This window comes from Eikenella longinqua (assembly GCF_001648355.1).
In the GTDB taxonomy this organism is placed as follows: Bacteria; Pseudomonadota; Gammaproteobacteria; order Burkholderiales; family Neisseriaceae; genus Eikenella; species Eikenella longinqua.
This window is the reverse complement of sequence record NZ_LXSL01000032.1, coordinates 36,156-60,079: the sequence shown is the minus strand read 5'-3', so window position 1 is coordinate 60,079 and position 23,924 is coordinate 36,156. Positions and strand designations below refer to the sequence as shown.

At 60.5% G+C, this 23,924-nt stretch carries 24 protein-coding genes and 1 pseudogene; 13 read left to right on the top strand and 12 right to left on the bottom strand.

From position 1 onward, the window contains the following. Window positions 1-69: 69 nt before the first annotated feature. Entirely contained in the window at window positions 70-486 is a 417-nt protein-coding gene (locus A7P95_RS11800) for a hypothetical protein (protein ID WP_156503586.1), read from the bottom strand. Window positions 487-770: 284 nt separating this feature from the next. Between A7P95_RS11800 and A7P95_RS10215 the strand changes: the two genes are divergently transcribed. The 8 genes from A7P95_RS10215 to hpnE all read left to right on the top strand — a co-directional run bounded on the left by A7P95_RS10215 (window position 771) and on the right by hpnE (window position 8,340). Continuing rightward, window positions 771-1,178: a DUF302 domain-containing protein gene (locus A7P95_RS10215; protein WP_067594941.1), complete on the top strand. Its 408-nt coding sequence runs from the start codon at window positions 771-773 to the stop codon at window positions 1,176-1,178. A 312-nt stretch (window positions 1,179-1,490) separates the two neighbouring features. Continuing rightward, complete coding sequence (folC, locus tag A7P95_RS10210) at window positions 1,491-2,780, top strand: bifunctional tetrahydrofolate synthase/dihydrofolate synthase (protein WP_067594938.1); 1,290 nt, start codon at window positions 1,491-1,493, stop codon at window positions 2,778-2,780. A gap of 129 nt (window positions 2,781-2,909) precedes the next feature. Continuing rightward, window positions 2,910-3,959 (top strand): SPOR domain-containing protein, encoded by a 1,050-nt coding sequence (locus A7P95_RS10205; protein WP_067594934.1) that lies wholly within the window; start codon window positions 2,910-2,912, stop codon window positions 3,957-3,959. Further along, window positions 3,959-4,465 (top strand): CvpA family protein, encoded by a 507-nt coding sequence (locus A7P95_RS10200; RefSeq protein ID WP_067594931.1) that lies wholly within the window; start codon window positions 3,959-3,961, stop codon window positions 4,463-4,465. The genes A7P95_RS10205 and A7P95_RS10200 overlap by 1 nt, the downstream gene beginning before the upstream one ends. 4 nt (window positions 4,466-4,469) lie before the next feature. Further along, window positions 4,470-5,996 (top strand): amidophosphoribosyltransferase, encoded by a 1,527-nt coding sequence (gene purF, locus A7P95_RS10195; protein WP_067594929.1) that lies wholly within the window; start codon window positions 4,470-4,472, stop codon window positions 5,994-5,996. An 8-nt stretch (window positions 5,997-6,004) separates the two neighbouring features. Then, window positions 6,005-6,127, top strand: a complete 123-nt coding sequence (locus A7P95_RS12370; RefSeq protein ID WP_255593118.1) for a hypothetical protein — start codon at window positions 6,005-6,007, stop codon at window positions 6,125-6,127. Window positions 6,128-6,187: 60 nt separating this feature from the next. After that, window positions 6,188-7,039 carry a presqualene diphosphate synthase HpnD gene (gene hpnD, locus A7P95_RS10190; RefSeq protein WP_067594926.1) on the top strand — a complete coding sequence of 284 codons (852 nt, stop codon included), beginning with the start codon at window positions 6,188-6,190 and terminating at the stop codon, window positions 7,037-7,039. Then, window positions 7,036-8,340 carry a hydroxysqualene dehydroxylase HpnE gene (hpnE, locus tag A7P95_RS10185; protein WP_067594923.1) on the top strand — a complete coding sequence of 435 codons (1,305 nt, stop codon included), beginning with the start codon at window positions 7,036-7,038 and terminating at the stop codon, window positions 8,338-8,340. Before hpnD ends, hpnE begins: the two co-directional genes overlap by 4 nt. Window positions 8,341-8,567: 227 nt before the next feature. Here the strand turns inward: hpnE and plsY are convergent, their stop codons facing one another. After that, a complete protein-coding gene (plsY, locus tag A7P95_RS10180) occupies window positions 8,568-9,188 on the bottom strand; it encodes a glycerol-3-phosphate 1-O-acyltransferase PlsY (protein ID WP_067594920.1) in 621 nt (206 codons plus the stop codon). 57 nt (window positions 9,189-9,245) lie between these two features. Between plsY and A7P95_RS10175 the strand changes: the two genes are divergently transcribed. Next, window positions 9,246-9,605: a dihydroneopterin aldolase gene (locus A7P95_RS10175; protein WP_067594917.1), complete on the top strand. Its 360-nt coding sequence runs from the start codon at window positions 9,246-9,248 to the stop codon at window positions 9,603-9,605. A gap of 95 nt (window positions 9,606-9,700) precedes the next feature. On the opposite strand, the pseudogene A7P95_RS10170 reads toward A7P95_RS10175, so the two are convergent. The 4 genes and pseudogenes from A7P95_RS10170 to A7P95_RS10155 form a co-directional block, all read right to left on the bottom strand. Then, window positions 9,701-10,120: pseudogene (locus A7P95_RS10170) on the bottom strand (YidB family protein). A 379-nt stretch (window positions 10,121-10,499) separates the two neighbouring features. Then, entirely contained in the window at window positions 10,500-11,402 is a 903-nt protein-coding gene (locus tag A7P95_RS10165) for a MetQ/NlpA family ABC transporter substrate-binding protein (protein WP_067594914.1), read from the bottom strand. A 48-nt stretch (window positions 11,403-11,450) separates the two neighbouring features. After that, the gene (locus A7P95_RS10160) at window positions 11,451-12,131 is read right to left on the bottom strand and encodes a methionine ABC transporter permease (RefSeq protein ID WP_067594911.1); all 681 of its coding nucleotides are present in this window, start codon (window positions 12,129-12,131) and stop codon (window positions 11,451-11,453) included. A 2-nt stretch (window positions 12,132-12,133) separates the two neighbouring features. Continuing rightward, window positions 12,134-12,871: a methionine ABC transporter ATP-binding protein gene (locus tag A7P95_RS10155; RefSeq protein WP_067594908.1), complete on the bottom strand. Its 738-nt coding sequence runs from the start codon at window positions 12,869-12,871 to the stop codon at window positions 12,134-12,136. A 323-nt stretch (window positions 12,872-13,194) separates the two neighbouring features. Here A7P95_RS10155 and eno point away from each other — a divergent pair, with 323 nt between their 5' ends. From eno to A7P95_RS10135, 4 genes are all read left to right on the top strand, one after another. Beyond that, on the top strand, window positions 13,195-14,481 hold the full coding sequence (eno, locus tag A7P95_RS10150) for a phosphopyruvate hydratase (RefSeq protein ID WP_067594905.1): 1,287 nt from the start codon (window positions 13,195-13,197) through the stop codon (window positions 14,479-14,481). 14 nt (window positions 14,482-14,495) lie between these two features. Next, window positions 14,496-14,807: a cell division protein FtsB gene (gene ftsB / locus A7P95_RS10145; RefSeq protein WP_067594901.1), complete on the top strand. Its 312-nt coding sequence runs from the start codon at window positions 14,496-14,498 to the stop codon at window positions 14,805-14,807. Between the two features lie 81 nt (window positions 14,808-14,888). After that, on the top strand, window positions 14,889-15,761 hold the full coding sequence (locus A7P95_RS10140) for a DMT family transporter (RefSeq protein WP_067594898.1): 873 nt from the start codon (window positions 14,889-14,891) through the stop codon (window positions 15,759-15,761). A gap of 99 nt (window positions 15,762-15,860) precedes the next feature. Then, on the top strand, window positions 15,861-16,637 hold the full coding sequence (locus A7P95_RS10135; RefSeq protein ID WP_067594895.1) for a YicC/YloC family endoribonuclease: 777 nt from the start codon (window positions 15,861-15,863) through the stop codon (window positions 16,635-16,637). A gap of 148 nt (window positions 16,638-16,785) precedes the next feature. On the opposite strand, the gene A7P95_RS11795 is transcribed toward A7P95_RS10135, so the two are convergent. From A7P95_RS11795 to A7P95_RS10105, 6 genes are all read right to left on the bottom strand, one after another. Further along, window positions 16,786-17,307, bottom strand: coding sequence for a hypothetical protein (locus A7P95_RS11795; RefSeq protein ID WP_067594892.1), 522 nt, complete (start codon window positions 17,305-17,307; stop codon window positions 16,786-16,788). Between the two features lie 150 nt (window positions 17,308-17,457). Next, a complete protein-coding gene (gene katA, locus A7P95_RS10125) occupies window positions 17,458-18,969 on the bottom strand; it encodes a catalase KatA (protein ID WP_067595251.1) in 1,512 nt (503 codons plus the stop codon). A 176-nt stretch (window positions 18,970-19,145) separates the two neighbouring features. After that, window positions 19,146-21,545 (bottom strand): DNA topoisomerase (ATP-hydrolyzing) subunit B, encoded by a 2,400-nt coding sequence (gene gyrB, locus A7P95_RS10120; protein WP_067594889.1) that lies wholly within the window; start codon window positions 21,543-21,545, stop codon window positions 19,146-19,148. An 80-nt stretch (window positions 21,546-21,625) separates the two neighbouring features. Then, window positions 21,626-21,979, bottom strand: a complete 354-nt coding sequence (locus tag A7P95_RS10115; RefSeq protein WP_067594886.1) for a hypothetical protein — start codon at window positions 21,977-21,979, stop codon at window positions 21,626-21,628. A gap of 178 nt (window positions 21,980-22,157) precedes the next feature. Continuing rightward, entirely contained in the window at window positions 22,158-23,075 is a 918-nt protein-coding gene (gene rarD / locus A7P95_RS10110; RefSeq protein ID WP_225748354.1) for an EamA family transporter RarD, read from the bottom strand. A 302-nt stretch (window positions 23,076-23,377) separates the two neighbouring features. Beyond that, window positions 23,378-23,815: a hypothetical protein gene (locus tag A7P95_RS10105; protein WP_067594880.1), complete on the bottom strand. Its 438-nt coding sequence runs from the start codon at window positions 23,813-23,815 to the stop codon at window positions 23,378-23,380. Window positions 23,816-23,924: the final 109 nt, after the last annotated feature.

Here is a 23,924-nt window from a genome sequence, read left to right as displayed (position 1 = left end):
CACCATGATTGGATAAAGGCCGCCTTAAAGAGACAGGCTACCTGAAAAAACGGGGCTGTATGCCCGCATTTAATCCGCCACGGTTGCGTGTTTGGGCAGGCATGCCGATATCACCGCAGCGGCCATCCCCGTGCATATTGCCGCGCTCGCCACCACGTCCCATTCCACAAAGCCGTCGCCCATCGTCAGTTCGCCCGCCGCAATCGAAACAGCCGCCAGCCCCGAGCCCAACGCCGCCGATATTGCCGCCGCGCGCCAGCCGCGACGCAGCTTCAGCGCCGCCGCCAGCCCGGCATACACCGGCGCCGCAGGCAGACTGAAAAACCATAGCCAGATAAACAAATTGAAATACCATTGGAAATCGGCTGATGTGAAACTCACCGCCGAATTGCCTGAAAAACCTTCCGAAATCATCAATGCGGATGCCGCCAGCAGCGGCGGAAACAGCACAAGAATCAGGAAAAAAGATTTGATATAGGGTTTCATAAACACTCCGTGATTGAATGTGGTCGGGCGGAAAAGCGTATTGCCGTGTTGAAGCCGAATCTCTCGGTAAAACGGATAAAGCGGCGATTTTTATTTCTATAGTGGAGTAACTTTAAATCAGGACAAGGCGACGAAGCCGCAGACAGTACAGGTAGTACGGCAAGGCGAGGCAATGCAGTCCTGGTTTAAAGGTAATCCACTATAATTCCGCTGCATTAAAATCAGCAGTATTAATCTGCAAAACCATACTGCATATCGGCGCAATCATATATAAGGCCAATTTCATGAGCAATCCCAACTACCTCATCCTGCCCAGCCGTTTAGACTTTGTCAAAACGCTTTCCGCTTTGAAACAGGCTTTTGCCGCCCAAGGGCTCACCCTGTTTGCCGAAATCCCTCATTCCAGTTTGGCCGACGAACACGGCCTGCCGCTCGCGCCCGCCTGCCTGCTGATTGTCGGCCACCCGGCCAAGGGCACGCCGCTGATGCAGGCCGATTTGCTGCTGGCTGCCGAGCTACCGCTGAAAGTGCTGGTGTGCGAGCAAAATGGGTGCGTGCAGGTGTGCTACCGGCGTGTGCTGCCGCTGGTGGCCGGGCGCAATTTGGGCGCGGCGGAAAACGTGGCCGCGCAAATCGATGCCGCCATGAGTGGGCTGATTGCCGCCGCTTTGCCGAGTGCCACAAGCCAATAGCGGATTAACATGCTTCCGATACCAGGCGGCGAGCTGCAGACAGTACGAGCAATACAGCAAGGAGAGCCAACGCCGTAGCGGAAGTTAAGCTAATCCGCTATAAACCGGGCTGCGGTATAATGCCGCCGCAGGCTACCTGAAAAAGGTTTAACCGTTTTCAGGTAGCCTGAATCAGTTGAAGCAGGCCGCCTGAATACAATCTCTTGGCACAGTGGAAACATCAGCCCCGCCGTTTTTTAGCCACGCAGAAACGCTGCCTTGCGCCGCAAGACACCAGTTTCAGGTAGCCTCCCCGCAAACAAGGCCGAACAAATGAAAACACTCCCCCAATGGCTCGCCCACCTCGAAACCGCCTACACCGGCGGCACCGCCCACAGCCACGGCAGCATCGACATGGGCTTGGAGCGCATCCGCGCCGTGCAAGAACGCATGGGCCTGCAGCCGCAATGCCCCGTGGTTGTGGTGGCCGGCACCAACGGCAAAGGCTCGGTGTGCGCTTTTTTGGAAAGCATCTACCGCGCCGCCGGCTTCTCCACTGGCATGCTCACCAGCCCGCACATCCTGCGCTACAACGAGCGCATCTGCGTAAACGGCCGGCCTGCCTCCGACGAAGCCATCGTGGCCGCGTTCGAGCGCATCGAAGCCGCCCGCGGCAACACCGCGCTCACCTATTTCGAATTTAACGCCTTGGCCGCCGTGGATATTTTCCACCGCGCCGAAGTAGACGTGATGATTTTGGAAGTCGGCCTCGGCGGGCGGCTCGACGCGGTAAACATTTTCGATGCCGACGTGGCCATGGTCACTTCCGTCGATTTGGATCACCAAGCCTTCTTGGGCGACACGGTGGAAGCCATCGCCTTTGAGAAAGCCGGCGTGTTCCGCCCCGGCAAACCCGCCATCTGCGGGCAAAACCCGCCGCCCGAATCGCTGCGCCGCCACGCCGAAGCCATCGGCGCCGATTTGCTCCTGGCCGGGCGCGATTTCGGCTTCAGCAAACTGGAGCAGCAGCAATGGTCGTTTCACTTCCATCCCGAGCACAGCCCGCAGTTTTCAGGTAGCCGCAAGCGCAACGCGCTGCCCTTTCCCGCCCTGCGCGGCGCTTATCAGCTCGGCAATGCCGCCTGCGCGCTGGCCGTGCTCGAATGCCTGAACGCGCGCCTGCCGGTAGATATCGGCGCCATCAAGCGCGGCCTGCTGGATGTGCAGCACCCCGGGCGCTTCCAAGTGCTGCCCGGCCGCCCACTCACCATCTTGGATGTGGGGCACAATCCGCACGCCGCCCGCGCCCTGCGCCGCAGCCTCATCGCGCTGCCTTTCGCGCAAAAGCGGCTGGCCGTGTTCAGCATGCTGGCGGATAAAGACATCGGCGCCGTGCTCGAGCTGCTGCAAGACCAGTTCGACGAATGGCTGGTGGCGCCGCTGCCGCTGCCGCGCGGCCTCTCGGCAGAAGCCTTGCAAGCGCACCTGCAAGCCGCCGGCATCGGCAATGTGCGCCTGTTTGGCAGCGTGGCCGAGGCCTACCGCGCCGCCTTATCGGAGGCAGGCGAAAATGATAGAATTGTCGTATTTGGTTCGTTTCACACGGTGGCCGAAATCATGTAGCCAAGCCACTTCTTTCCCCCTGCGGCGTGAGCCCGCCTTGCCGTGCTGCCTGTACTGCTGAGGCTCGCTGCCTGGCTGGGGAAAAAATCGGCTGGCTAGGGAAAGCCGTCGCAACAGGAATAATCAGTTATGCCCCCGCAATCCAACCCCAATTGGCGCCATCTGGAAGAATACGAGCAGATCAAGCGCAAAAACCGCCGCCGCCTGGTGGGCGCGCTGCTGCTCACCGCCGTGGTGGCGCTGCTGCTGGCCAAAGTGCTGGGCAGCGATAAGAATAACGCCGCACCCGGCGAAGTAACCGTGAGCGGCGGCGAAACCGCAGCTTCCGCCGTGGTGGACGTGCAGCCGCTGCCCGAGCCGGTGGCGGAAGTGCCCGATGGCGCGGATACTTCGGTGGAAATGCCGCCGCAGCCGGTGTCTGCGCCGCAGGAAGTGGTGGTGGCCGAGCCGGTGCCGCCGGCTGCACAGCCCGCTCCGCCGCCCGTGCAGCCTGCCAAACCGGTAGATACGCAAACCGCCGTGCTGCCCAATCCACTGGCCAATTCAGGCAGCGCCGCCAACCCGCCCGCCCAAGCGCGCCGCCCGGCACCCGAGCCGCGTGCGGAAAGCAAACCTGCGCCGGAACGCCGAGCGGCAGCGGAAAACAACCGCCCCGAGCCGCCCGTGCCGCAGGCTAAGCCTGCTGTGCCGCCAGCCGCGCAACCGGCCAAGCCAGCCGCAGAGCATCCCCGCCGTGCCGAAGCCGAGAAACCGCAGCAGCCCGCTGCCCAGCAGCCGCGCGCGCGCCAGCCGGAAAGCAAGCCCGCCGAACGTTCGCGCCGCAATGAAGAGCGCAAGCCCGAGCGGCGCAACAACCGCCTTTCTCCGGAAGATATTTTGAACAACCGTGCCGCCAACCAGGTTTCTTCCGGCGGCAAAGCGGCCGAGGGCCAAGCCGCCCAGCCGGACAAGCGTATGGTGATCCAAGTGGGCGCCTATACCAGCGAGGAGCAGGCGCGCTCGGTGCAGAAACGGCTGGCGGATGCGGGCGTGAGCGCCTATGTGGCCGCGCCGCCCAATAAAGGCAGCAACGCGCTCTACCGTGTGCGCACCGGCTCTTATCCCAACCGGCAGGCCGCCAATCAGGCGCTGGGCAAGATTAAGGCGCAGGGTTTGGACGGCATGCTGCTGGAGCGCTGATGACTTTATTCGATTATGCCGCCCTGTTTGTGATTGCGGCCTTCACGCTGATTTCGCTGTTCCGCGGCGTGGTGGCCGAATTGGTGGGTCTGGTTTCGTGGCTGGGCTCGCTGTTGGCGGCCAAGCTGCTTTCCCCGCCGGTGGGCGATTGGCTTTCAGGTAGCCTGCGCCCGCCGGCGTTGGCTGTGGTGGTGGCGTTTATCGGCGTGTTTTTGCTGGCGAGGTTATTGTTCCGCCTGCTGCAAACCGTGCTCACTTCTTCTGCGGGCGCGGTGGGCTTGGGCGGGGTAAACCGCCTGCTGGGCGGGCTATTTGGCGCAGTGAAGGGCGTGCTGGCGGTCACGCTGGTGGTGCTGGCCTGCGCGTTTACCGATTTGCCCGCCAGCGAGGAATGGCGGCATTCGCAAACCGCTTTCGTTTTCGAGGGGCTGGCCAAGCTGGCCGTGCCCTATCTGCCGCCGTTTATGGCGGATCATGTTGATTACCGGCAAGAGCCGGGGGAGTGAATTTATGTGTGGCGTGTTGGGCATGGTGGCGTATGAGCCGGTAAATCAGTTGCTGTATGACGGCTTGCAGGTGTTGCAGCACCGCGGGCAAGATGCGGCGGGCATCGTAACGGCCGAGGGCAATATGTTTCATATGCACAAAGACATCGGCATGGTGCGTGATGTGTTCCGCACGCGCGATATGCGCAACCTAGTGGGCAACGCGGGCATCGCCCATGTGCGCTATCCCACGGCGGGCAATGCCGGCAGCAGCGCCGAGGCGCAGCCTTTCTATGTGAACTCGCCCTTCGGCATCGTTTTGGCGCACAACGGCAACCTCACCAACACCGAGGAGCTCTATGCCGCCCTGCACCGCCGCCACCTGCGCCACATCAACACCGGCTCCGATTCGGAAGTGCTGCTCAACGTGCTGGCCAGCGAGTTGCAGCACATCATGGGCGGCCGCACCGAGCTGGAAGTGGGCGATATTTTCCACGCCGTTTCCGCGCTCAACCGCCAAGTGCGTGGCGCCTACGGCGTGGTGGCACTGATTGCCGGCTACGGCATGCTCGCCTTCCGCGACCCGCACGGCATCCGCCCGCTGGTGTTGGGCAAACACACCGACGGCGAAGGGCGCACCGCCTATATGGTGTCTTCCGAATCCATCGTGTTCCCCAGCCTGGGCTATGAATTGGTGCGCGATATCGCGCCGGGCGAGGCCGTGTTTATCGGCTTCAACGGCGAGTTTCACAGCAGCCAATGCGCCGAGGCGCCGCGCCTGTTGCCCTGCCTGTTTGAATACGTGTATTTCGCGCGGCCGGATTCGGTGATGAACGGCGTATCCGTGTATCAGGCGCGGCTCGATATGGGCGTCACTCTGGCCGAAAAAGTGAAACGCAGCCTGAATGCCGACGAAATCGACGTGGTGATGCCCATCCCCGACACCAGCCGCCCCAGCGCACTTCAGCTGGCCATGCACCTGGGCAAACCCTACCGCGAAGGCCTGATTAAAAACCGCTACATCGGCCGTACCTTCATCATGCCCGGCCAGGCCACGCGCAAAAAATCCGTGCGCCAGAAGCTCAACCCCATCGACAGCGAATTTGCCGGCAAATCCGTGCTGCTGGTGGACGATTCCATCGTGCGCGGCACCACCAGCCGCGAAATTGTGGAAATGGTGCGCGCCGCCGGCGCCCGCAAAGTGTATTTCGCCTCCGCCGCGCCCGAAGTACGCTACCCCAACGTGTACGGCATCGACATGCCCACCCGCAGCGAGCTGATTGCCAACGGCCGCGACGCCGAGCAAATCGCCGCCGAAATTTCCGCCGACGGCGTGGTGTTTCAAGATTTGGCCGATTTGGAAAACGTGGTGCGTGCGCTCAACCCCGCCATCGAAGGCTTCGACAGCTCCTGCTTCAACGGCTGCTATGCCACCGGCGACATCGACGAAGGCTACCTGCAACGCCTCTCCGAAAACCAGAAAGGCGGCAAAGGCAGCGCCCCAGCCGGCCAGATGGAGCACGGCATCCGCGTGGGCTCCAGCAGGGAATAGGCCTTGCCATGCAAACGGGGGAGGGGCTACCTGAAAACCGGTTTGCCGATTTTTCAGGTAGCCTTTTCCCGCATTTGAGGCTACCTGAAAATATCGGCTGCCGTGCAATGAAAGCCCGCAGCCATCATTAAAACAAACTGCCTGTTTTTCAGGTAGCCTCCAAGTTTGATTAGCATGTTGATGAAGATTTTATGACCCCATTCGACTACTGCCGCCAAAAAGCCGAAGCCAGCGGCTCCAGTTTCCTCGCCGGCTTCCGCTTCCTGCCGCCGGAAAAACGCCGCGCCATGACCGTGCTCTATGCCTACTGCCGAGAGCTCGACGACGCGACCGACAACTGCTCCGACCCCGCCGTGGCCGCGCAAACGCTGGCCTGGTGGCGGCAAGACACGGCCAAAATCTTCCACGGCGCCACCCTGCCCGAGCATCCCGTAAACCAAGCCCTGCGCGAAGTCGCCCCCACCTTCGGGCTACCTGAAAACGAGCTGACCGCCGTGCTCGACGGCGTGGAAATGGATTTGAGCCCCGCCCGCTATGCCGATTTCGCCGCCTTGCAGCAATACTGCCGGCGCGTGGCCGGCGCGGTGGGGAGGCTGATTACCCGCATCCTCGGTTTCCAAGATCCCGCCGTGCTCGATTATGCCGACAAAATGGGCCTCGCCCTGCAGCTCACCAACATCATCCGCGACGTGGGCGAAGATGCCGGGCTGGGGCGGATTTACCTGCCGGTGGAAGATTTGCAGCGTTTCGGCGTGCCCGCCGCCGATATTCTGCAACGCAAAGGCAGCCCGGAATTTGCCGAGCTGATGGCTTTTCAGGTAGCCCGCGCCCGCCAAACCTACCGCGAAGCCGTGGCCCTGCTGCCTGCTGCCGAGCGGCGCGGCCAGAAGGCCGGGCTGGTGATGGCCGCCATTTATTACGCGCTGCTCAACGAAATCGAGCGCGACGGCGCCGCTAACGTGCTGCGCTACAAGCTGGCGATTCCGAAGCCGCGCAAGGCGCGCATCGCCCTGAAAACCTGGCTCTTGGGGTTTAAGCCATGAATGCCGCGCCGCGTGTGGCGGTGATCGGCGGCGGCTGGGCGGGGCTGGCGGCGGCGGAAGCACTGTGCGGCCATGCCCGCATCACCCTGTTTGAAGCCGGGCGGCAGTGCGGCGGGCGGGCGCGTACCTTTGGCGGCAGCGGCGATTTTGCCCATGCGGATAACGGCCAGCACATTCTGGTGGGCGCATACCGGCAGGTGCTCGATGTGCTGGCGCGCTGCAGCGTGCGCGAGGAAGAGGCGTTTCTGCGCCTACCCTTGCAGTGGCACATGGCCGACGGCCTGCAATTTGCCGCCCGCCGCCTGCCTGCGCCGCTGCACCTGCTCGCCGGCGTGCTGCGCGCGCGCGGCATCGGCTGGGGCGAAAAAACCGCGCTGCTGCGCCAAATGCGCGCTTTGCAGGGCTTGCGGCTGGAAACAGACGTGCCCGTGGCAGGCTGGCTGCGGCAGCGGCGGGTGTCGCACCGTTTGCAGCAGCAGTTTTGGCAGCCGCTGGTGTGGGGCGCGATGAACACGGATTTGGAGCAGGCCTCGCTGCAACGCCTGCAAAACGTGCTGCGCGACGGCGTGTGGGCAGAGCGGGCAGCCAGTGATTTTCTGCTGCCCAAGCAGGATTTGGGGCGGCTGTTTGCCGAGCCGGTGTGCCGCCGTTTGCACAAGCATGGCGCGGAAATCCGCTTGGCAACGCGCGTGCCGCGGCTGGCGCAGGCGCTTTCGGGCAGTCTGTTGATCAACGGCGAGGCGTTCGACGCCGCCGTGCTGGCCGTGGCGCCCTACCATGTGCCCGCGCTGCTGCCCGAGGCCGCGCCGCCCGAGATTGCCGCCGCGCTGGATGCATTGGCCTACCACGCCATCACCACCGTGTATCTGCGCTATGCCAACCCGCCCGCGCTGCCCGCGCCGATTACCGGCTTCGCCGAAGGCACGGCGCAATGGCTGATCAACCGTGACGCGTTGGGCTTCGGGCGCGGCGAGGTGTCGGCCGTGATTTCGCTGTCGGAACGCCTGGGCCGGCTCGGCAGCGAAGAATGGGTGGCACGCGTGCACCAAGATTTGCTGCGCCTCTGCCCGCACCAGCCGCGCCCCATATCCGCGCAGGTGATCACCGAAAAACGCGCCACCGCCGCCAGCTGCACGAGCCGCCCCGCCATCCCCACCGCCTGGCTGCGCCACCAGCGCATTTATCTCGCCGGCGACTACCTGCACCCGCGCTACCCCGCCACGCTGGAAGCGGCGGTGCAGAGCGGGCGGCAGGCGGCGGCATTGCTGCTGAAAGATGCGGGCTGGGAACAGGCTCCCTGAAAAGGCTGGTGTGGATTTCAGGTAGCCTTGGGAAGAATGCCAAAAGGCTACCTGAAAAATGTTTGGATTGAATTTCAAGTAGTTCTGGAAGGCAATCGGCGGTAGGTCGGCATGGGCGTGATATGGATTGTCGGGCATGAATGCCCGACCTACCCGAAACATTAAAGGCTACCTGAAAAACCAATTTGATTTTTCAGGTAGCCTCCAATCAGCCACTCGGCAGGCCGCTATTTGCCCGAGCCGATTTTGCTTTCTTTGCCGCTGAGCAGGTTTTGGATATTGCTGCGGTGGCGCAGCAGCACCATCGCGGCAATCACCGCGATGGCCGCCTGCCAGGAAGGCTGCGGCACCAGAAACGCCGCCGCCAGCGGGCTGAGCACCGTGGCCGTGAGCGCCGCCAGCGAAGAGATTTTCAGCCCGAAGGCCATCAGCAGCCACACCGCCGCGCAAATCAGCGCCACCGGCCAAGACAGCGCCAGCAGCACGCCCAGCGCGGTGGCCACGCCCTTGCCGCCCTTGAAGCCGAAAAACAGCGGCCACATGTGCCCCACGAGCACCGCCACCGCCACCGCCGCCACCGTTTCGTCGGCCAGGCCGAAACGCGCTTGCAGCCAGCGGGCAAGCAGCACGGCAAGCAGGCCTTTGAGCGCGTCGCCCAAGAGCGTGAGCGCGGCGGCTTTCTTGCGGCCGGTGCGCAAAACATTGGTGGCGCCCGGGTTGCCCGAGCCGTAGCTGCGCGGGTCGTCAAGCCCGTAACATTTCGACACGATCACGGCAAACGAGAGCGAGCCGATTAGATAAGACGCAGCCACGGCGGCCAGCCCCCAAACAGACAAGATGTCAGCCATAACATTGCTTCACATTCAAACAAACGAGCCGGATTTTATCACGAGGACAAGCGCAACATGGATACTGTTTTTCTGCACGGGCTCAAAGCCCAAACCCTGATCGGCGTTTTCGACTGGGAGCGCCGCCGAGCGCAAACCGTGCTGCTGGATATTGATATTAGAGCGGATTTGCGCGCGGCCGAAGCGAGCGACGATGTGGCGGACACCATCAGCTATGCCGAGGTGGCGGAGCGGGTGGTGTCTTCGCTGGCGGGGCAGCAGTTTTTCCTGCTGGAGGCGCTGGCGGGGCATGTGGCGCAGCTGCTGCTCAGGCAGTTTGCCTGCGAGAGCGTGCGGGTGAAGGCGGTGAAGCCGGGGATTTTGCCGGGCGTGGTCGAGGTGGGCGTGGTGGTGGAGCGGGGCAGGGAGGCTACCTGAAAATATTTGCGCCGGGCGCGGGAGGGTTTCAGGTAGCCCCTGCGCCCGTTGAGCCGTGGTGGAAAAGGCCGTTTGCGGGGGCAAACGGCCTTTGGTTATTTCATGAAGTTGCGCAGCAGCAGGGAGGCAATGTCGTCTAAGCCGAAGCCGTCGGCATCTTGGGCGCTGCCGTTGGGGGTGGCTTTGTCTACCAGGTCGGGCAGGATTTTGGCCAGCATGTCGCTTGCCTACGAGGCATCGACGCCGAATTTTTGGGCGAGCTGGTTTACGGTGTCGCTGCCGAGGGCTTGTTGCAGCTGGCTGCCGGACACGGGCAGGTTGCCGGCTTGGTTGGATACCCAGCTGCTCAGGGCGTCGCCCAGGCCGCCTTGCTGTAATTGGTTGATGAGGTTGCCCACACCGCCTTGCTGTTTGACCAAGTCCATCGCCATGTCGCTCAGCGAGCCGGCGCCGTTGCTGTCTTTGCCGCCGAGCATTTGGGTGGCGGCGTTCATCAGGTTGTCCATGAGTGCCATGATGTTTCCTTGTGTGGTGTGAAAAAAGGGGCGCAGTGTAGCGGAGTTTGGCAGGGCTGCCAAATGTTTTGGGTTGGGCGGGGTGTTTTTCAGGTAGCCTTTACTGCGCTTAAACGGTTTGCGGGCTGCCTGCTTTTTTCAGGTAGCCTCTGCTTGGAAAGGCTACCTGAAAAATATTGGGGCTTGGTTTGGCTGTTTCGTGAAAGCCGGTATGTTTGCTGCGTTGCAGTTCACGTTTTAGCTTTGCAGAAACTCGCTTCGCTCGTTTTCAGGTAGCCTGAATGCGCAGGGCTACCTGAAAACCGGTTTGTCGTCCGCCCCAAACAAACAGCCGCTTCAGGCTGGCTGAAACGGCTGCTGTTTGCTTTATCCGCGCGGATTATTTGGCGGCGGAAGCGGCAGAGGCGGCTGAAGCTGCGGCGGCGCCTTCGCCCCAAACGGCGGGGTATTTGTAGCCGACGAAGCGTTTGTGGGCGTAGTCTTTAAACTCTTGGGAGTTGTAGGCGGCGGTTACGTCTTGCACCCATTGCGCGTCTTTATCGGCGGTGCGCACGGCAGACCAGTTGATGTAGGCGAAGCTGGGCTCTTGGAACAGGGCTTCGGCCAGTTTCATGCCGGAAGACATGGCGTAGTTGCCGTTTACGATGGCGAAGTCCACGTCTTGGCGGCTGCGCGGCAGGTTGGCGGCTTCCATTTCCACGAATTCGATGTTTTTGGTGTTTTCGGCGATGTCGGTGCGGGCGGCGCGCAGCGGGTCAACGCCTTCTTTCAGCTTGATCCAGCCCAGGTTGTCGAGCATCACCAGGGCGCGGGCCAGGTTGGAAGGATCATTGGGGATGGAAACGGTGCTGCCGTCTTTCACTTGGTCCAGCGCGGTGAGTTTGCCCGGGTAGATGCCCAGCGGGGCGGTGGGCACTTGGAATACTTCGGTCAGATCGAGGTTGTGCTCGGCTTTGAAGGAATCCAGATAGGGCTTGTGCTGGAAGATGTTGATGTCGATGGCGCCTTCGCCCAGCGCTTGGTTGGGGGTAACGTAGTCGGGGAATTCGGTGAGGGTTACGGTGTAGCCCTGTTTTTCCAGAATCGGCTGGATTTGGTCTTTAATCATGTCGGCAAAGTCGCCCGGGGTGGTGCCGAAGCGGATTTCGCGTTTGGCTTCGGCAGCGGGCTGGCTGCCGGAAGAAGCGGCCGATGCCTGGCCGGCGCCGCTGTCTTGTCCGCCGCAGGCGGCCAGGGTCATGCCCAGCACGGCGGCGAGGGTGAGTTTCCATAAAGCTTTCATTGTGTGTCTCCTTATTAATGGATAAACAGGTTGGGAAGAAATCATAAACTAGCGTTTGTCCAAACGGGCGGCCAGATAGTTGCCAACCGATTGAATGCAGACCACCAAGGCCGAAAGCAGGGCAACTACTGTCCACAGCACGTCGGCCATATAGCGCTGGTGGCCGTAGCGGATGCCGAGGTCGCCCACGCCTCCGCCGCCGATTAAGCCGGCCGCAGCGCTGGTGCCCAGCGTGGCGATAATCAGGATGGCGATGCTGCGCACCAAGCCGGCACGCGCTTCGTTCAGCAGCACTTTGGTGATAATCGTGGAAGGCTTGGCGCCCATCGCCAGCGCGGCTTCCACCACGCCTTTGGGCACTTCGGCCAAATTCTGCTCCACCAGCCGCGCAAAGTAAAACATGGCGGCCACGCTGAGCGAAATGGAGGCGGCCACCGGGCCGAAGGTGGTGCCCATAATCATGCGGGTGGGCTTCATCATCACAATCATCAGGATAACGAAGGGGAAGGCGCGGATGAAGTCGATGGTGAAACCGAGAAAGTGGTTCACGCGGCGGTTGGCGAAAATCTGGTTGCGGTTGGTGGTAAACAGCCACACGCCCAGCAGCCCGCCAATCAGTACGCTCACGGGCACGGAAATGCCGAGCATCACCGCCGTTTGCCAAAAGGATTTGTAAAACTCCGGCCGCAGGCGCATCAGGTTTTCCCAAATATCGTATTGCTGCCCCATGCTTAATCCTCCTGTACCAATTCGCGCCCGATGTCGGTGTGCGCCAGAATCTGCTTATCGCGCACGTCGGCCACTTCCAGCAGGTGCCCCTGGTGCAGCAGGGCGGTACGGCTACACAGGCGGCGGATCACGCTCATTTCGTGGGTTACGATCACGATGGTTACGTTGAAGCGGCGGTTGATGTCTTGCAGGCAGTCGAGCACGCTGCGGGTGGTGGCCGGGTCGAGCGCGGAAGTGGGCTCGTCGGCCAGAATCACGCTCGGATTGGGCGCCAGCGCGCGGGCAATGCCCACCCGCTGCTTCTGCCCGCCGGAAAGCTGGGCGGGGTAGTGCTGCGCGCGGTCGGAAAGGCCGACAATCTGCAAGCATTCGCCCACGCGCTCGTTGATTTTGTCTTTGCTCCAGCCGGCGATTTCCAGAGGGAAGGCCACATTGCCGGCCACGGTGCGGTTGGCCAGCAGGTTGAACTGCTGGAACACCATGCCGATGCTCTGCCGCGCGGCGCGCAGCTGGACGGGGTTCATGGCAGTAAGGTCTTGGCCGTCCACCAGCACTTTGCCGCTGTCGGGGCGTTCCAACAGGTTAATCAGGCGCAGCAGGGTGGATTTACCCGCACCGGAATAGCCCATCAGCCCGAACACCTCGCCTTGCTCGATGCTCAGGCTCAAGGGGTGCACGGCCATGAATTGGTTGCTTTTGCCGTGGTGGTAGCTTTTGCAAACGGAATCCAGAATAATCATAATTTATTGAAAACATAAAAGCCCATTGAATCGGCAATGGGCTTAAAACAGATGGTGCGTGTCGCTAGGGGTACGCTTTAGCTGTTTTAACGCCCGCAAGCTGTATCAAATCGGCGTAAAGAAGTGGGGCGTATTTAATGCCCAAACGCGGGTTTTGTCAAGTGCGGGCAGATGCGTTGCCGCGTGTTGCGGCATTGCCGGCGGCGGCTGGCCATGCCCGACTGCCGTTGCGTTTCTAAGGCCATCCGTTTCAGGGTATAATCCCGCCGTTTTGGCGGGTAAGCCGCCGTTTCTTCAGCCAACTAACTTTTGGAGCAGAATGCATGAGCGCCATTATTGATGTTTTCGCCCGCGAGATTCTCGATTCGCGCGGCAATCCCACCGTAGAATGCGATGTGTTGCTGGAAAGCAGCGTGATGGGGCGCGCGGCCGTGCCCAGCGGCGCTTCCACCGGTCAGAAAGAAGCCTTGGAACTGCGCGACGGCGATGCCGGGCGCTATTTGGGCAAAGGCGTGCTCAAGGCGGTGGAGAATGTGAACAACGAAATCGCTCAAGCCATAATCGGCATTGATGCTTCCGAGCAGAGCTATATCGACAGCGTGCTGGTGGAGCTCGACGGCACGGACAACAAAGGCCGCCTCGGCGCTAATGCCACTTTGGCCGTATCCATGGCCGTGGCGCGTGCGGCCGCCGAAGATGCCGGCCTGCCGCTCTACCGCTATTTGGGTGGCGCCGGGCCGATGGCGATGCCGGTGCCGATGATGAATGTGATCAACGGCGGCGAACATGCCAACAACAGCCTGGATATTCAGGAATTCATGATTATGCCGGTGGGCGCGGAGAGCTTCCGCGATGCGTTGCGTTGCGGCGCGGAAGTGTTCCACCACTTGAAGAAAATCTGCCACGACAAGGGCTTCCCCACCACCGTGGGCGACGAAGGCGGCTTCGCCCCCAATTTGGGCAGCCACGCCGAAGCGCTGGATTTGATTCTGGAAGCCGTGAAAGCCGCGGGCTACGAAGCCGGCAAAGACGTGCTGCTGGCGCTCGACTGCGCCTCCAGTGAGTTTTACCGCGAAGGCAAGTACCACCTCTCCGCCGAAGGCAAAGCGCTCACCAATGCCGAATTTGCCGATTACTTGGCCGACCTGGTTTCCCGCTATCCGATTATCTCCATCGAAGACGGCATGGACGAAAACGACCGCGAAGGCTGGAAGCTGCTCACCCAAAAGTTGGGCGGCAAAGTGCAGCTGGTGGGCGACGATTTGTTTGTGACCAATCCGCAGATTCTGGCCGAAGGCATTAAAGACGGTATTGCCAACGCCCTGCTGGTGAAAGTGAACCAAATCGGCACCTTGAGCGAAACCCTGAAAGCCGTGGATTTGGCCAAGCGCAACCGCTACGCCAGCGTGATGAGCCACCGCTCCGGCGAAACCGAAGACAGCACCATCGCCGACCTGGCCGTGGCCACCAACTGCATGCAGATCAAAACCGGCTCGCTCTCCCGCTCCGACCGCATGGCCAAATACAACCAGCTTTTGCGCATCGAAGAAGAGTTGGGCAGCGCCGCCTATTACCCCGGCCAAGCCGCTTTCTACCACCTGGCGCGCTAAAGGCTACCTGAAAAATGAAATGGGTAACCGTGGTGCTGGCCTTGGCGCTGGTGTGGCTGCAACAGGATTTGTGGCTGGCCAAAGGCGGCTGGCGCGATATGTGGCGGCTGGAATCCCAAGCCGAGCGCCGGCGCGAGGCCAACCAAGCCCTGGTGTGGCGCAATCAGGCTTTGAAGGCCGAAGTGGAAAACCTGCGCAACGGCCAAGACGCGATTGCCGAAATCGCCCGCACCGAGCTGGGCTACGTGGGCCCGGGCGAAGTGTATTACCGCATCTTGCCCGCCTCCGAAGCCGCCGCGGCCGAAGGCGAAACGGCTGCCGAATAATATGTTTCAATAGTTTTTCAGGTAGCCTGCTTGCCGCAAGAGGCTACCTGAAAATATTTCCGCAACCCGATTGAAGCCATCATGAGCCACTCCTCCCCGCCTGCCGACCGCCTGGGCTCCGGCTGGATGGTGATTTCCGCCGCCCTGTTTGCCCTGATGGGCGCATTTGCCAAAGCCGCCGGCAGCCGTTTCGGCTTCAGTTTCAACGAGCTGGTGTTTTGGCGCATGCTGTTTGGGCTCGCCGCCATCGGGCTGCCCATCTGGTGGCGCGGGCAGGCCTTCCGCACGCCGCACCTGAAATCCCACTTCAACCGCAGCATTACCGGCACGGTGGCGCTGCTGCTCTCGTTCTACGCGCTCACCCGCCTGCCGCTGGCCACCGCCATCACGCTAAACTACACCTCCTCGCTGTTTTTGGCGCTGCTCTCTTTCTTATTTCTCAAAGAAAAAATCGCGCCGCTGATGTTGGCCGCGCTGCTGATGGGCTTTGGTGGCATCATCATCCTGCTGCAGCCCACTTTTGCTTCCGAGCAGCGAGCCGCCGGCTTGGTCGGGCTGGTTTCCGGCGTGTGCTCCGGCTGGGCGTATTTGCAGGTGCGCGAACTTTCCAAGCTGGGTGAGCCGAGCTGGCGCGTGGTGTTTTACTTCTGCTGCGTGGGCACGGCCATGGCCGGCACTTTGGCTTGCATTCAAGGCTGGCAGCCGCCCAGCGCCCAATCGCTGCCCTATCTGCTCGGCCTGGGCGCCGCCGGCACGCTCGGCCAGCTGGCGATGACCCGCGCCTACCAGGTGGGGCGCAAGCTCACCGTGGCTTCGCTCTCCTACCTCACCGTGGTGTTTTCCACCCTGCTGGGCATTTTCTGGCTCGGCGATAGCATCAGCTGGCACGAAATCGCCGGCATGCTGGTGATTGTGGGCGCCGGCGTGCTCGGCAGTTTCGCCAAAGGCAGGTAAACCAAGCTTGAGGCTACCTGAAAGCGCAAGCTTCAACGAAGTTAAAACGCCAGTTTCAACGCAGCTAAAAATTTATCCACTGTATTTAAAGGAAAAAACATGATCAACAGCATGACCGGCTTTGCCAACGGCAGCGCCGAACACGGCAGCAAACGCCTCTATCTCGAATTGCGCGCGGTCAACCACCGCTACCTCGACATCCAATTCAAAATGCCCGAAGACCTGCGCCACCTCGAAGGTGCGCTGCGCGAAGCCGTGTCCGCCCGCGCCGCACGCGGCAAAATCGAATGCCGCATCCAGCTCCAGCACGACACGCAGCCGGCCGCCCGCAGCTTGCAGCTGAACAAAAAGCTGGTGTCGCAGTTGGCGAAGATCAACAACAAAATCTGCCGCAAACACCCCGACATCAACCGCCTGGGTGTGGCCGACATCCTCGCCTTCCCTGGCGTGCTGGCCGCGCCGGCGGAAGAGGCGGGCGATTTGGACGAAAGCGTGCTGCGCCTGATCAACGAAGTGCTGGAGAGCTTCAATCAGGCGCGCAGCCGCGAAGGCGCCCAGCTTCAGCAGCACTTGTTGCAGCGCTTGCAGCAGATGGAGCAGATTCTGGATGCGCTTATCAAAGATTCCGGCACAAGCGTGAAATACGTCAAGATATCCAAAATGGGCGATAAGATGGTGCGCAAAGCACTTTACTATCCCGCCCGGGCAGCCTGCCTAAGGAGCAAACTTTGGCGGCCTTGGTTTGAACAAAAGCTGAAACAGGGCAAACACCCCAAGCAAATTTACGTCTTGATGATGTGCAAAATCATCAAATACGCTTACGCCGTCATCAAATCCGGCCAGCCGTTTGACGAGAACCGGCACAAACAGGCGTAAAACAGCAGTTTTGAACTGTTGCGAAAAAGCGGCATCCGAAGATTGCCGCTGCCTTACTGTTGCTTGCGTTTTTAAAAAGTGCTTGACTTTCGATTACGGTATCTTTTGTTGTGCGGGCTATTTTTCAGGTAGCCTGTTTGAAAACAGCTTATTGGGCTTGGCTGGCGGCTTCGGTGCCGGCCGGGGTTTCGGCGGCGGCGGCGGGGGCTTTGAGCCAGGCGGCGATGTCTTGGGAGAGGGTGCCGGTTACGCGGTCGAGCACGGAGCAGGAGCTTTTGAACATGCCGCCCATGCCGCCGAGGGAGCGGCGGCTGAGTTTGGTGCTGGCGGTGGGCTGGCCGTTTTGGTAGCGGGTGAGCTGGAGGTTGATGGATTTGTAGTGGCCGGTGAAGGCGCTGCCGTAGCTGCGGATGTCGGTGATTTGGATGTCGATGCGGTCGGGCTGTTCGGCGAGGCTGCCGGCGGGGGCGGCTTGCAGCTCAATGCCTTGGGCTTTGGCTTGGCTGATGATTTCTTGGCTGAAGGTTTTGCCTAAATCGGTGCATTCGGTGCTGATGCGGTCGGCCACTTTGGCGTCGGGGGCGTAGGGGATGCTGTCGGCGATGAAGGTGGCGGCGTAGGCTTGGCCGGCGAGGCTGAGGGCGAGGAGGGCGGTGAGGCGGCGGAGCATGGCTTGTCCTTTCTGTGTTGGGAGGGAATGGGAAAACGGATGGATTTTAACGTTTGGGCGGTGGCTTTGGAATGGGCGCGGGCAAAAAAGGCTACCTGAAAATTTTCAGGTAGCCTTTGATAATGGCCGGATGATGGTTTGCCGGGCGTTTTATAGCAAGCCGCCTTGGCCGAGCGCGGGGTCGATTTCGCGGGCTTTCACCGCGTCGGCCACGGTCAGCCCCAAGGCTTTTGCCACGCCTTCGCCGTAGGCGGGGTCGCAACGGTGGCAGTTGCGGATGTGGCGGTATTTAATGAAGTTTGGCGCGTCGCCCATGGCGGCGGCAGTGTTGCTAAACAAAGCCTGTTTCTGCGCGTCGTTCATCAGGTTAAACAAGGCGCGCGGTTGGCTGAAGTAGTCGTCATCGTCTTGGCGGTAGTCCCAGTGCGCTGCGTCGCCGTTGATTTTCAGGGGCGGTTCGGCGAAGTTGGGCTGCTGCTGCCATTGGCCGAAGCTGTTGGGTTCGTAGTGCGGCAGGCTGCCATAGTTGCCGTCGGCGCGGCCTTGCCCGTCGCGCTGGTTGCTGTGGACGGGGCAACGCGGGCGGTTTACCGGGATTTGGCGGAAGTTCACCCCCAAGCGGTAGCGTTGCGCGTCGGCGTAGTTGAACAAACGGGCTTGCAGCATTTTGTCGGGGCTGGCGCCTATGCCGGGAACGAGGTTGCTCGGTGCGAAGACGGATTGTTCCACATCGGCGAAGAAGTTTTCGGGATTGCGGTTCAGCTCGAATTCGCCCACTTCAATCAGCGGATAGTCTTTTTTCGGCCAAACTTTGGTCAGGTCGAAAGGATGATACGGCACTTTTTCCGCGTCCGCCTCGGGCATGATTTGGACGTACATCGTCCATTTCGGAAACTCGCCGCGTTCGATGGCTTCGTACAAATCGCGCTGGTGGCTTTCGCGGTCGTTGGCGATGATGTCTGCCGCTTCTTTGTCGGTCAGGTTTTTAATGCCTTGTTGGGTACGGAAGTGGAATTTCACCCAAAAACGCTCGCCCGCTTCGTTCCAGAAGCTGTACGTATGCGAACCGAAGCCGTGCATATGGCGGTAGCTGGCGGGGATGCCGCGGTCGCTCATGACGATGGTAACTTGGTGCAGGGCTTCGGGCAGCAGCGTCCAGAAGTCCCAGTTGTTGGTGGCGGAGCGCATATTGGTGCGCGGGTCGCGTTTGACGGCTTTGTTCAGGTCGGGGAATTTGCGCGGGTCGCGCAGGAAGAACACGGGCGTGTTGTTGCCGACCATATCCCAGTTGCCTTCTTCGGTGTAGAACTTCAACGCAAAGCCGCGGATGTCGCGTTCTGCATCGGCTGCGCCGCGCTCGCCTGCCACGGTGGTGAAGCGGGCGAACATCTCGGTTTTCTTGCCGACTGCGCTGAAGATTTTGGCTCGGGTGTATTTCGTGATGTCGTGCGTTACGGTGAACGTGCCGAACGCGCCCGAACCTTTGGCGTGCATACGGCGTTCGGGGATGACTTCGCGCACGAAGTCGGCGAGTTTTTCATTCAGCCACAAATCCTGCGCCAGCAACGGGCCGCGCGGGCCGGCGGTCAGGCTGTTTTGGTTGTCGGCAACGGGCGCGCCGTTGTTCATGGTGAGGTGGGTAACGGGGCATTTTTGGGTCATGGTTTGCATTCCTTTTGCGATGGTTGGGAGGAAATTCCTCATGTCTTGCTATGGGCTGCACTATATCCAAAAATTTTAACTATCAAAACTATGTTTGCGATTTGTTATATAAATATTCAGGTCAAGTTGATGAATAGGTAGGGAAAGAGAAGGCTACCTGAAAAATGTGCGGCTGGTTACGCGTCGATATTCTGCGCAATCAGGGCGTTGGTTTCGATAAACTCGCGGCGCGGCTCCACTTCGTCGCCCATGAGGGTGACGAATACTTCGTCGGCGGCGATGGCGTCTTCGATGCGCACTTTCAAGAGGCGGCGCACTTCGGGATCCATGGTGGTTTCCCACAGCTGCTCGGCGTTCATTTCGCCCAGCCCTTTGTAGCGCTGGATGGTCATGCCTTTTTGCGCGCCGGCGAGCAGGATGTCGATGGCCTGCTCGAAGCTGTTTACGGGCTGCGGCTCGGCTTCGCCTTTGTAGAGCAGGGCGCCGGGCTGCACCAGGCCTTTGAGCTGCTCGGCGGTGCGGCTGATGGTTTGGTAGGCCTTGCTGTCGATAAACTTCTGATCAAGGTAGGAAACCATCACGTTGCCGTGCAGCTGACGGGTGATTTTCACGAAATGGCCGCCTTCGTGGCCGTCGAGGCGTTCGAGCGCCACTTGCTCGCTGTGCAGCAGGGGGTTGAGCGCGGCGATGGCGGCGTCGGTGCTTTCGGCGCTGGTGAGGTCGATGGGGTCGGTGTCGAGCAGGGTGCGCAGCACGAGGCCGTCGATGATGCGGCTTTCTTGCTCGATGGTGCTGCGGGCGCGCAGGAACTGCTTGGCGGCGCGCTCCAGCTCTTGGCCTTCCAGCGTGCGGCTGCCGGATACGATTTTGGCTTTGTCCACAGCGAGCCCGAGCAGGAATTCGTCTTTTTCCATGTCATCTTTCAGGTAGCGTTCCTGCTTGCCGTATTTGGCTTTATACAGTGGGGGCTGGGCGATGTAGATGTAGCCGCGTTCCACCAGTTCGGGCATTTGGCGGTAGAAGAAGGTGAGCAGCAGGGTGCGGATGTGGGCGCCGTCCACGTCGGCATCGGTCATGATGATGATGCGGTGGTAGCGCAGTTTTTCCAAGTTGAATTCTTCTTTGCCGATGCTGGTGCCCAGCGCGGTAATCAGGGTGGCCACTTCCTGGCTGGCGAGCATTTTCTCAAAGCGGGCTTTTTCCACGTTGAGGATTTTGCCTTTCAGCGGCAGGATGGCTTGGAATTTGCGGTCGCGGCCCTGCTTGGCGGAGCCGCCGGCAGAATCGCCCTCCACCAGATAAAGCTCGGATAACGCAGGGTCTTTTTCTTGGCAGTCGGCCAGTTTACCGGGCAGGCCTAAGCCGTCCATCACGCCTTTGCGGCGGGTGATTTCGCGGGCTTTGCGGGCGGCTTCGCGGGCGCGGGCGGCATCCACGATTTTGCCGCAGATGATTTTGGCGTCTGCCGGGTTTTCTTCCAGAAATTCGTGCAGCGCCTGGCTGAGCACTTCGTTCACCACGGGCGCGATTTCGCTGGAAACGAGCTTATCTTTGGTTTGGGAGGAGAATTTCGGGTCGGGCAGCTTCACGGAAAGCACGCACACCAAGCCTTCGCGCATATCGTCGCCGCTGGTGTCCACCTTGGCTTTTTTGGCGATTTCGTTGGCTTCGATGTATTGGTTAATCGTGCGCGTCATCGCGGCGCGCAGGGCGGTGAGGTGCGTGCCGCCGTCGCGCTGCGGGATGTTGTTGGTGAAGCACTGCACGGATTCCTGATAGCTGTCGTTCCACTGCATGGCGCATTCCACGGTCATGCCGTCTTTTTCGCCGATGGTATAGAAGATTTTGTCGTGCAGCGGTTTTTTGCTGCCGGTGGTGTAGCGCACGAAGCCGGCCACGCCGCCGCTTTCGGCGAAGTTTTCGTGCTTGCCGTCGCGCTTGTCGAAGAGCTCGATTTTCACGCCGTTGTTCAAGAACGATAATTCGCGGATGCGTTTGGCCAGCGTTTCAAATTTGTATTGCACGAGGCCGAAGGTGTCTTCGCTGGCGAGGAATTGCACGCGCGTGCCGTGTTTGTCGGCAGGGCAATCGGCCACGGCTTTGAGCGGGGCCACGGTTTCGCCGCGGCGGAATTCTACGAAGTGCTCTTTGCCTTCGCGCCAAATCGTCAGTTTTAACCAATCAGAAAGCGCGTTCACCACGGATACGCCCACGCCGTGCAGGCCGCCGGAGACTTTGTAGCTGTTGTTGTCGAACTTGCCGCCCGCATGCAGGATGGTCATGATGACTTCGGCGGCGGAGCGGCCTTCTTTCGGGTGGATGCCGGTGGGGATGCCGCGGCCGTTGTCTTCGATGGTGATGGATTCGTCAGCGTTGATGGCCACGGTGATGTTGTCGCAATGGCCGGCCAGGGCTTCGTCGATGGCGTTGTCGAGCACTTCGAACACCATGTGGTGCAGGCCGGAGCCGTCTTGGGTGTCGCCGATATACATGCCGGGGCGTTTGCGCACGGCTTCCAATCCTTCGAGGACTTGGATGCTGTCGGCGCCGTATTCTTGCTGGGTTTGTTCTGTCATGATGGTTTTGCTGTGATTAGAATGAGTTGAGGCTACCTGAAAAATGGCAGCGCAAATTAGGAGGTTTAACCGGCAGCCGGTTAGGCCAGCAGGGAGGCTTGGCCGACGATTTCGCCGGCGGGCGTGCCGTGCACCACCACGGCGGTTTCCAGCCTATCCATGAGTGCGGCGAATAATTTGTCTGCTTCCATGCGCGGCAGCCAAAGCCGGCGGAAGGCTTCGGCCTCGATGCCGCCGATGATGGTGATCATCAGGAGTTTGGCCTCTTGGCAGGGCATCAAAAGCTGGCTGGAAACGGCCTGCTGCACTTCGGCCACGAATGCCTCTGCTTCTGCTTCGTTGTTGATATTGCAGGCGATAAACAGGGCGGGGGTTTCTTGGCCGTTTTCGTTTTCCAGGATTTCGTAGCTGATGTCGGCGATTTCGTTTGGCATGGGTGGTGATGAAAGGTATTGTTATATCGGGAAATGATGTGTGTTCAATGCGGTTTCAGGCTACCTGAAATCTAACGCGCGATTATAACACATTACGCCCATGCCGTTTTTGCCGGAAAGAGAAAGGCTTCCGCGCGGGAAGCCTGGTGTTGATTGCATTGCAGCGGGTGCAGATTTTTCAGGTAGCCTGTTCTGCCTTTTCGCGGCGCATGGCTTGGATGCCGTGATACAGCATCACGATAATGCTCGCCCAAATCAGGCTGTGGCTCACCATTGTTACCCAATCCAAATGCTCGCCCAACACAAACACCGAGAGCAAAAACAGCAGCGCCGGCTCCAAATAGCTCAGCATGCCAAACAGCACCACCGGCAAAAGCTCGTTGGCCGTGAGGTTGATCTGCATCGACACCGCGCCGTTGAGCCCCAGCAGCACAACAAACAGCAGCAGGATCGGCTTGGCCTCAATCATGGCCGGGCTGGGCGAATACATCACCAAATACCAAATCACAAAAGGCAGCGCCAAAATCAAATCCATCAGCAGCCCCAAGAGCGGCGGCACGCCCTGCTGGCGGCGCATGATGTAGTAGATCGGGAAAGTGGCGAACACCGCGATGGTTACCCAGGAAAACGTGCCGCTGTGCCAGATTTCCAGCGCCACCGCCGCCGAAGCCAGCAGCACGGCCACCATTTGCAGCCTGTCCAGCCGCTCGCGGAACACCATCACCCCGCCCACCATCATCGAGAGCGGAAACAGGAAATAGCCCATCGACACATCCACACCCTTGCCGTTTACCGGCGCCCACATATACAGCCAAATCTGGCCGATCATAATCGGCGCGGGCAGCAGCACCAGCACCCAGCGGCGCACATTGCCGCCGATTTCGCGTAGGAAGGCGGCCGCATCGTGTTTGGCCGAAGTGAGCATCATCACGGAGAGCGCGCAGGCAAAGGTGCCGATAATACGCCAGGCAAACACATCCGTGCCGGTCATCGGGCGCATCCACGGGCCAAACATAAACAGCGAGCCGAACAAAATATTGGAGACCACGGCCGCAATAATCCCCTTGGCCATTCTCGACATGCCTGTTTGTGACATACACAGCCTTTCGGAATTAAAGATAATTAACATTATAATACTCCCCGCGCCGATTGGCACGTTTTGCCCGTTTGCGCTGAAAATACCGTGGGAAAAGAGAACCAGCGCAAAGGGTTTGGCGCTTTGTGCTGCGAGCGGGCGGCTGCGTGGAATGGTGTGCGGCTGGTTGTGTGAAGTTGGGTTAATTAAGATGGGAAGGGTTGGGGCGTCGGCGGGGGTGTGTGATGCGGCTGTTGGCATTTTTCAGGTAGCCTTTGGCGTGTGGCAGGGGCTACCTGAAAAAGTTTGGCGGATTGGGATGTTTACAGGATGGGCTTGCGGCCTTCGAATACTTGGATGCTGTAGGCGCATTGCTCGTCGGAGCAGTGGGGCATGGTGAGGGTGAGGGTGTAGTTGCCGCTTTCGCGGGCGTACCAGCCGAACATGGGGGCGTCGTGCGGGTCGGTGTCGGCGGCGATGGTGCGGCCGTCGAGCAGGAGGGTGAGGTCGATATTGGTGCAGTGGCGGTCGCAGTCGGCGAAGAAGGTGTAGTGTTTGCCGGCGCTCAGGGTAACTTGCCTGGGCTGGGCCTGGCCTTGGGAGAGGCGGCCTTGGAAGAGCTTGTGCTGCCGTGCCTGCCGGTCTTCTTTGCGCACGGCTTCGCGGTTCATGCGCTGGGCTTGGTGCAGCCAGCCGCCGGCGTGAGCGGGGATGGCGAGGAGCAGGAGGAGGATGGGCAGGAGTGCGGCTGGGCGGGGCATGGCGGTGTCGGTTGCGCGGGTGGAAATGGGGAGCTAGGCTACCTGAAAGCGGGCGAGGGCGGAATTGAAAATAGCTATGGCGGGGAGTGGGTTTGGCAAAGATTGGGGG

Excerpts from the sequence above, each read along its gene's own strand:
- A7P95_RS11800 (WP_156503586.1), bottom strand. The coding sequence starts at position 486 with ATGAAACCCTATATCAAATCTTTTTTCCTGATTCTTGTGCTGTTTCCG.
- A7P95_RS10215 (WP_067594941.1), top strand. The coding sequence starts at position 771 with ATGAGCAATCCCAACTACCTCATCCTGCCCAGCCGTTTAGACTTTGTC.
- folC (WP_067594938.1), top strand. The coding sequence starts at position 1,491 with ATGAAAACACTCCCCCAATGGCTCGCCCACCTCGAAACCGCCTACACC.
- A7P95_RS10205 (WP_067594934.1), top strand. The coding sequence starts at position 2,910 with ATGCCCCCGCAATCCAACCCCAATTGGCGCCATCTGGAAGAATACGAG.
- A7P95_RS10200 (WP_067594931.1), top strand. The coding sequence starts at position 3,959 with ATGACTTTATTCGATTATGCCGCCCTGTTTGTGATTGCGGCCTTCACG.
- purF (WP_067594929.1), top strand. The coding sequence starts at position 4,470 with ATGTGTGGCGTGTTGGGCATGGTGGCGTATGAGCCGGTAAATCAGTTG.
- A7P95_RS12370 (WP_255593118.1), top strand. The coding sequence starts at position 6,005 with ATGCAAACGGGGGAGGGGCTACCTGAAAACCGGTTTGCCGATTTTTCA.
- hpnD (WP_067594926.1), top strand. The coding sequence starts at position 6,188 with ATGACCCCATTCGACTACTGCCGCCAAAAAGCCGAAGCCAGCGGCTCC.
- hpnE (WP_067594923.1), top strand. The coding sequence starts at position 7,036 with ATGAATGCCGCGCCGCGTGTGGCGGTGATCGGCGGCGGCTGGGCGGGG.
- plsY (WP_067594920.1), bottom strand. The coding sequence starts at position 9,188 with ATGGCTGACATCTTGTCTGTTTGGGGGCTGGCCGCCGTGGCTGCGTCT.
- A7P95_RS10175 (WP_067594917.1), top strand. The coding sequence starts at position 9,246 with ATGGATACTGTTTTTCTGCACGGGCTCAAAGCCCAAACCCTGATCGGC.
- A7P95_RS10165 (WP_067594914.1), bottom strand. The coding sequence starts at position 11,402 with ATGAAAGCTTTATGGAAACTCACCCTCGCCGCCGTGCTGGGCATGACC.
- A7P95_RS10160 (WP_067594911.1), bottom strand. The coding sequence starts at position 12,131 with ATGGGGCAGCAATACGATATTTGGGAAAACCTGATGCGCCTGCGGCCG.
- A7P95_RS10155 (WP_067594908.1), bottom strand. The coding sequence starts at position 12,871 with ATGATTATTCTGGATTCCGTTTGCAAAAGCTACCACCACGGCAAAAGC.
- eno (WP_067594905.1), top strand. The coding sequence starts at position 13,195 with ATGAGCGCCATTATTGATGTTTTCGCCCGCGAGATTCTCGATTCGCGC.
- ftsB (WP_067594901.1), top strand. The coding sequence starts at position 14,496 with ATGAAATGGGTAACCGTGGTGCTGGCCTTGGCGCTGGTGTGGCTGCAA.
- A7P95_RS10140 (WP_067594898.1), top strand. The coding sequence starts at position 14,889 with ATGAGCCACTCCTCCCCGCCTGCCGACCGCCTGGGCTCCGGCTGGATG.
- A7P95_RS10135 (WP_067594895.1), top strand. The coding sequence starts at position 15,861 with ATGATCAACAGCATGACCGGCTTTGCCAACGGCAGCGCCGAACACGGC.
- A7P95_RS11795 (WP_067594892.1), bottom strand. The coding sequence starts at position 17,307 with ATGCTCCGCCGCCTCACCGCCCTCCTCGCCCTCAGCCTCGCCGGCCAA.
- katA (WP_067595251.1), bottom strand. The coding sequence starts at position 18,969 with ATGACCCAAAAATGCCCCGTTACCCACCTCACCATGAACAACGGCGCG.
- gyrB (WP_067594889.1), bottom strand. The coding sequence starts at position 21,545 with ATGACAGAACAAACCCAGCAAGAATACGGCGCCGACAGCATCCAAGTC.
- A7P95_RS10115 (WP_067594886.1), bottom strand. The coding sequence starts at position 21,979 with ATGCCAAACGAAATCGCCGACATCAGCTACGAAATCCTGGAAAACGAA.
- rarD (WP_225748354.1), bottom strand. The coding sequence starts at position 23,075 with ATGTCACAAACAGGCATGTCGAGAATGGCCAAGGGGATTATTGCGGCC.
- A7P95_RS10105 (WP_067594880.1), bottom strand. The coding sequence starts at position 23,815 with ATGCCCCGCCCAGCCGCACTCCTGCCCATCCTCCTCCTGCTCCTCGCC.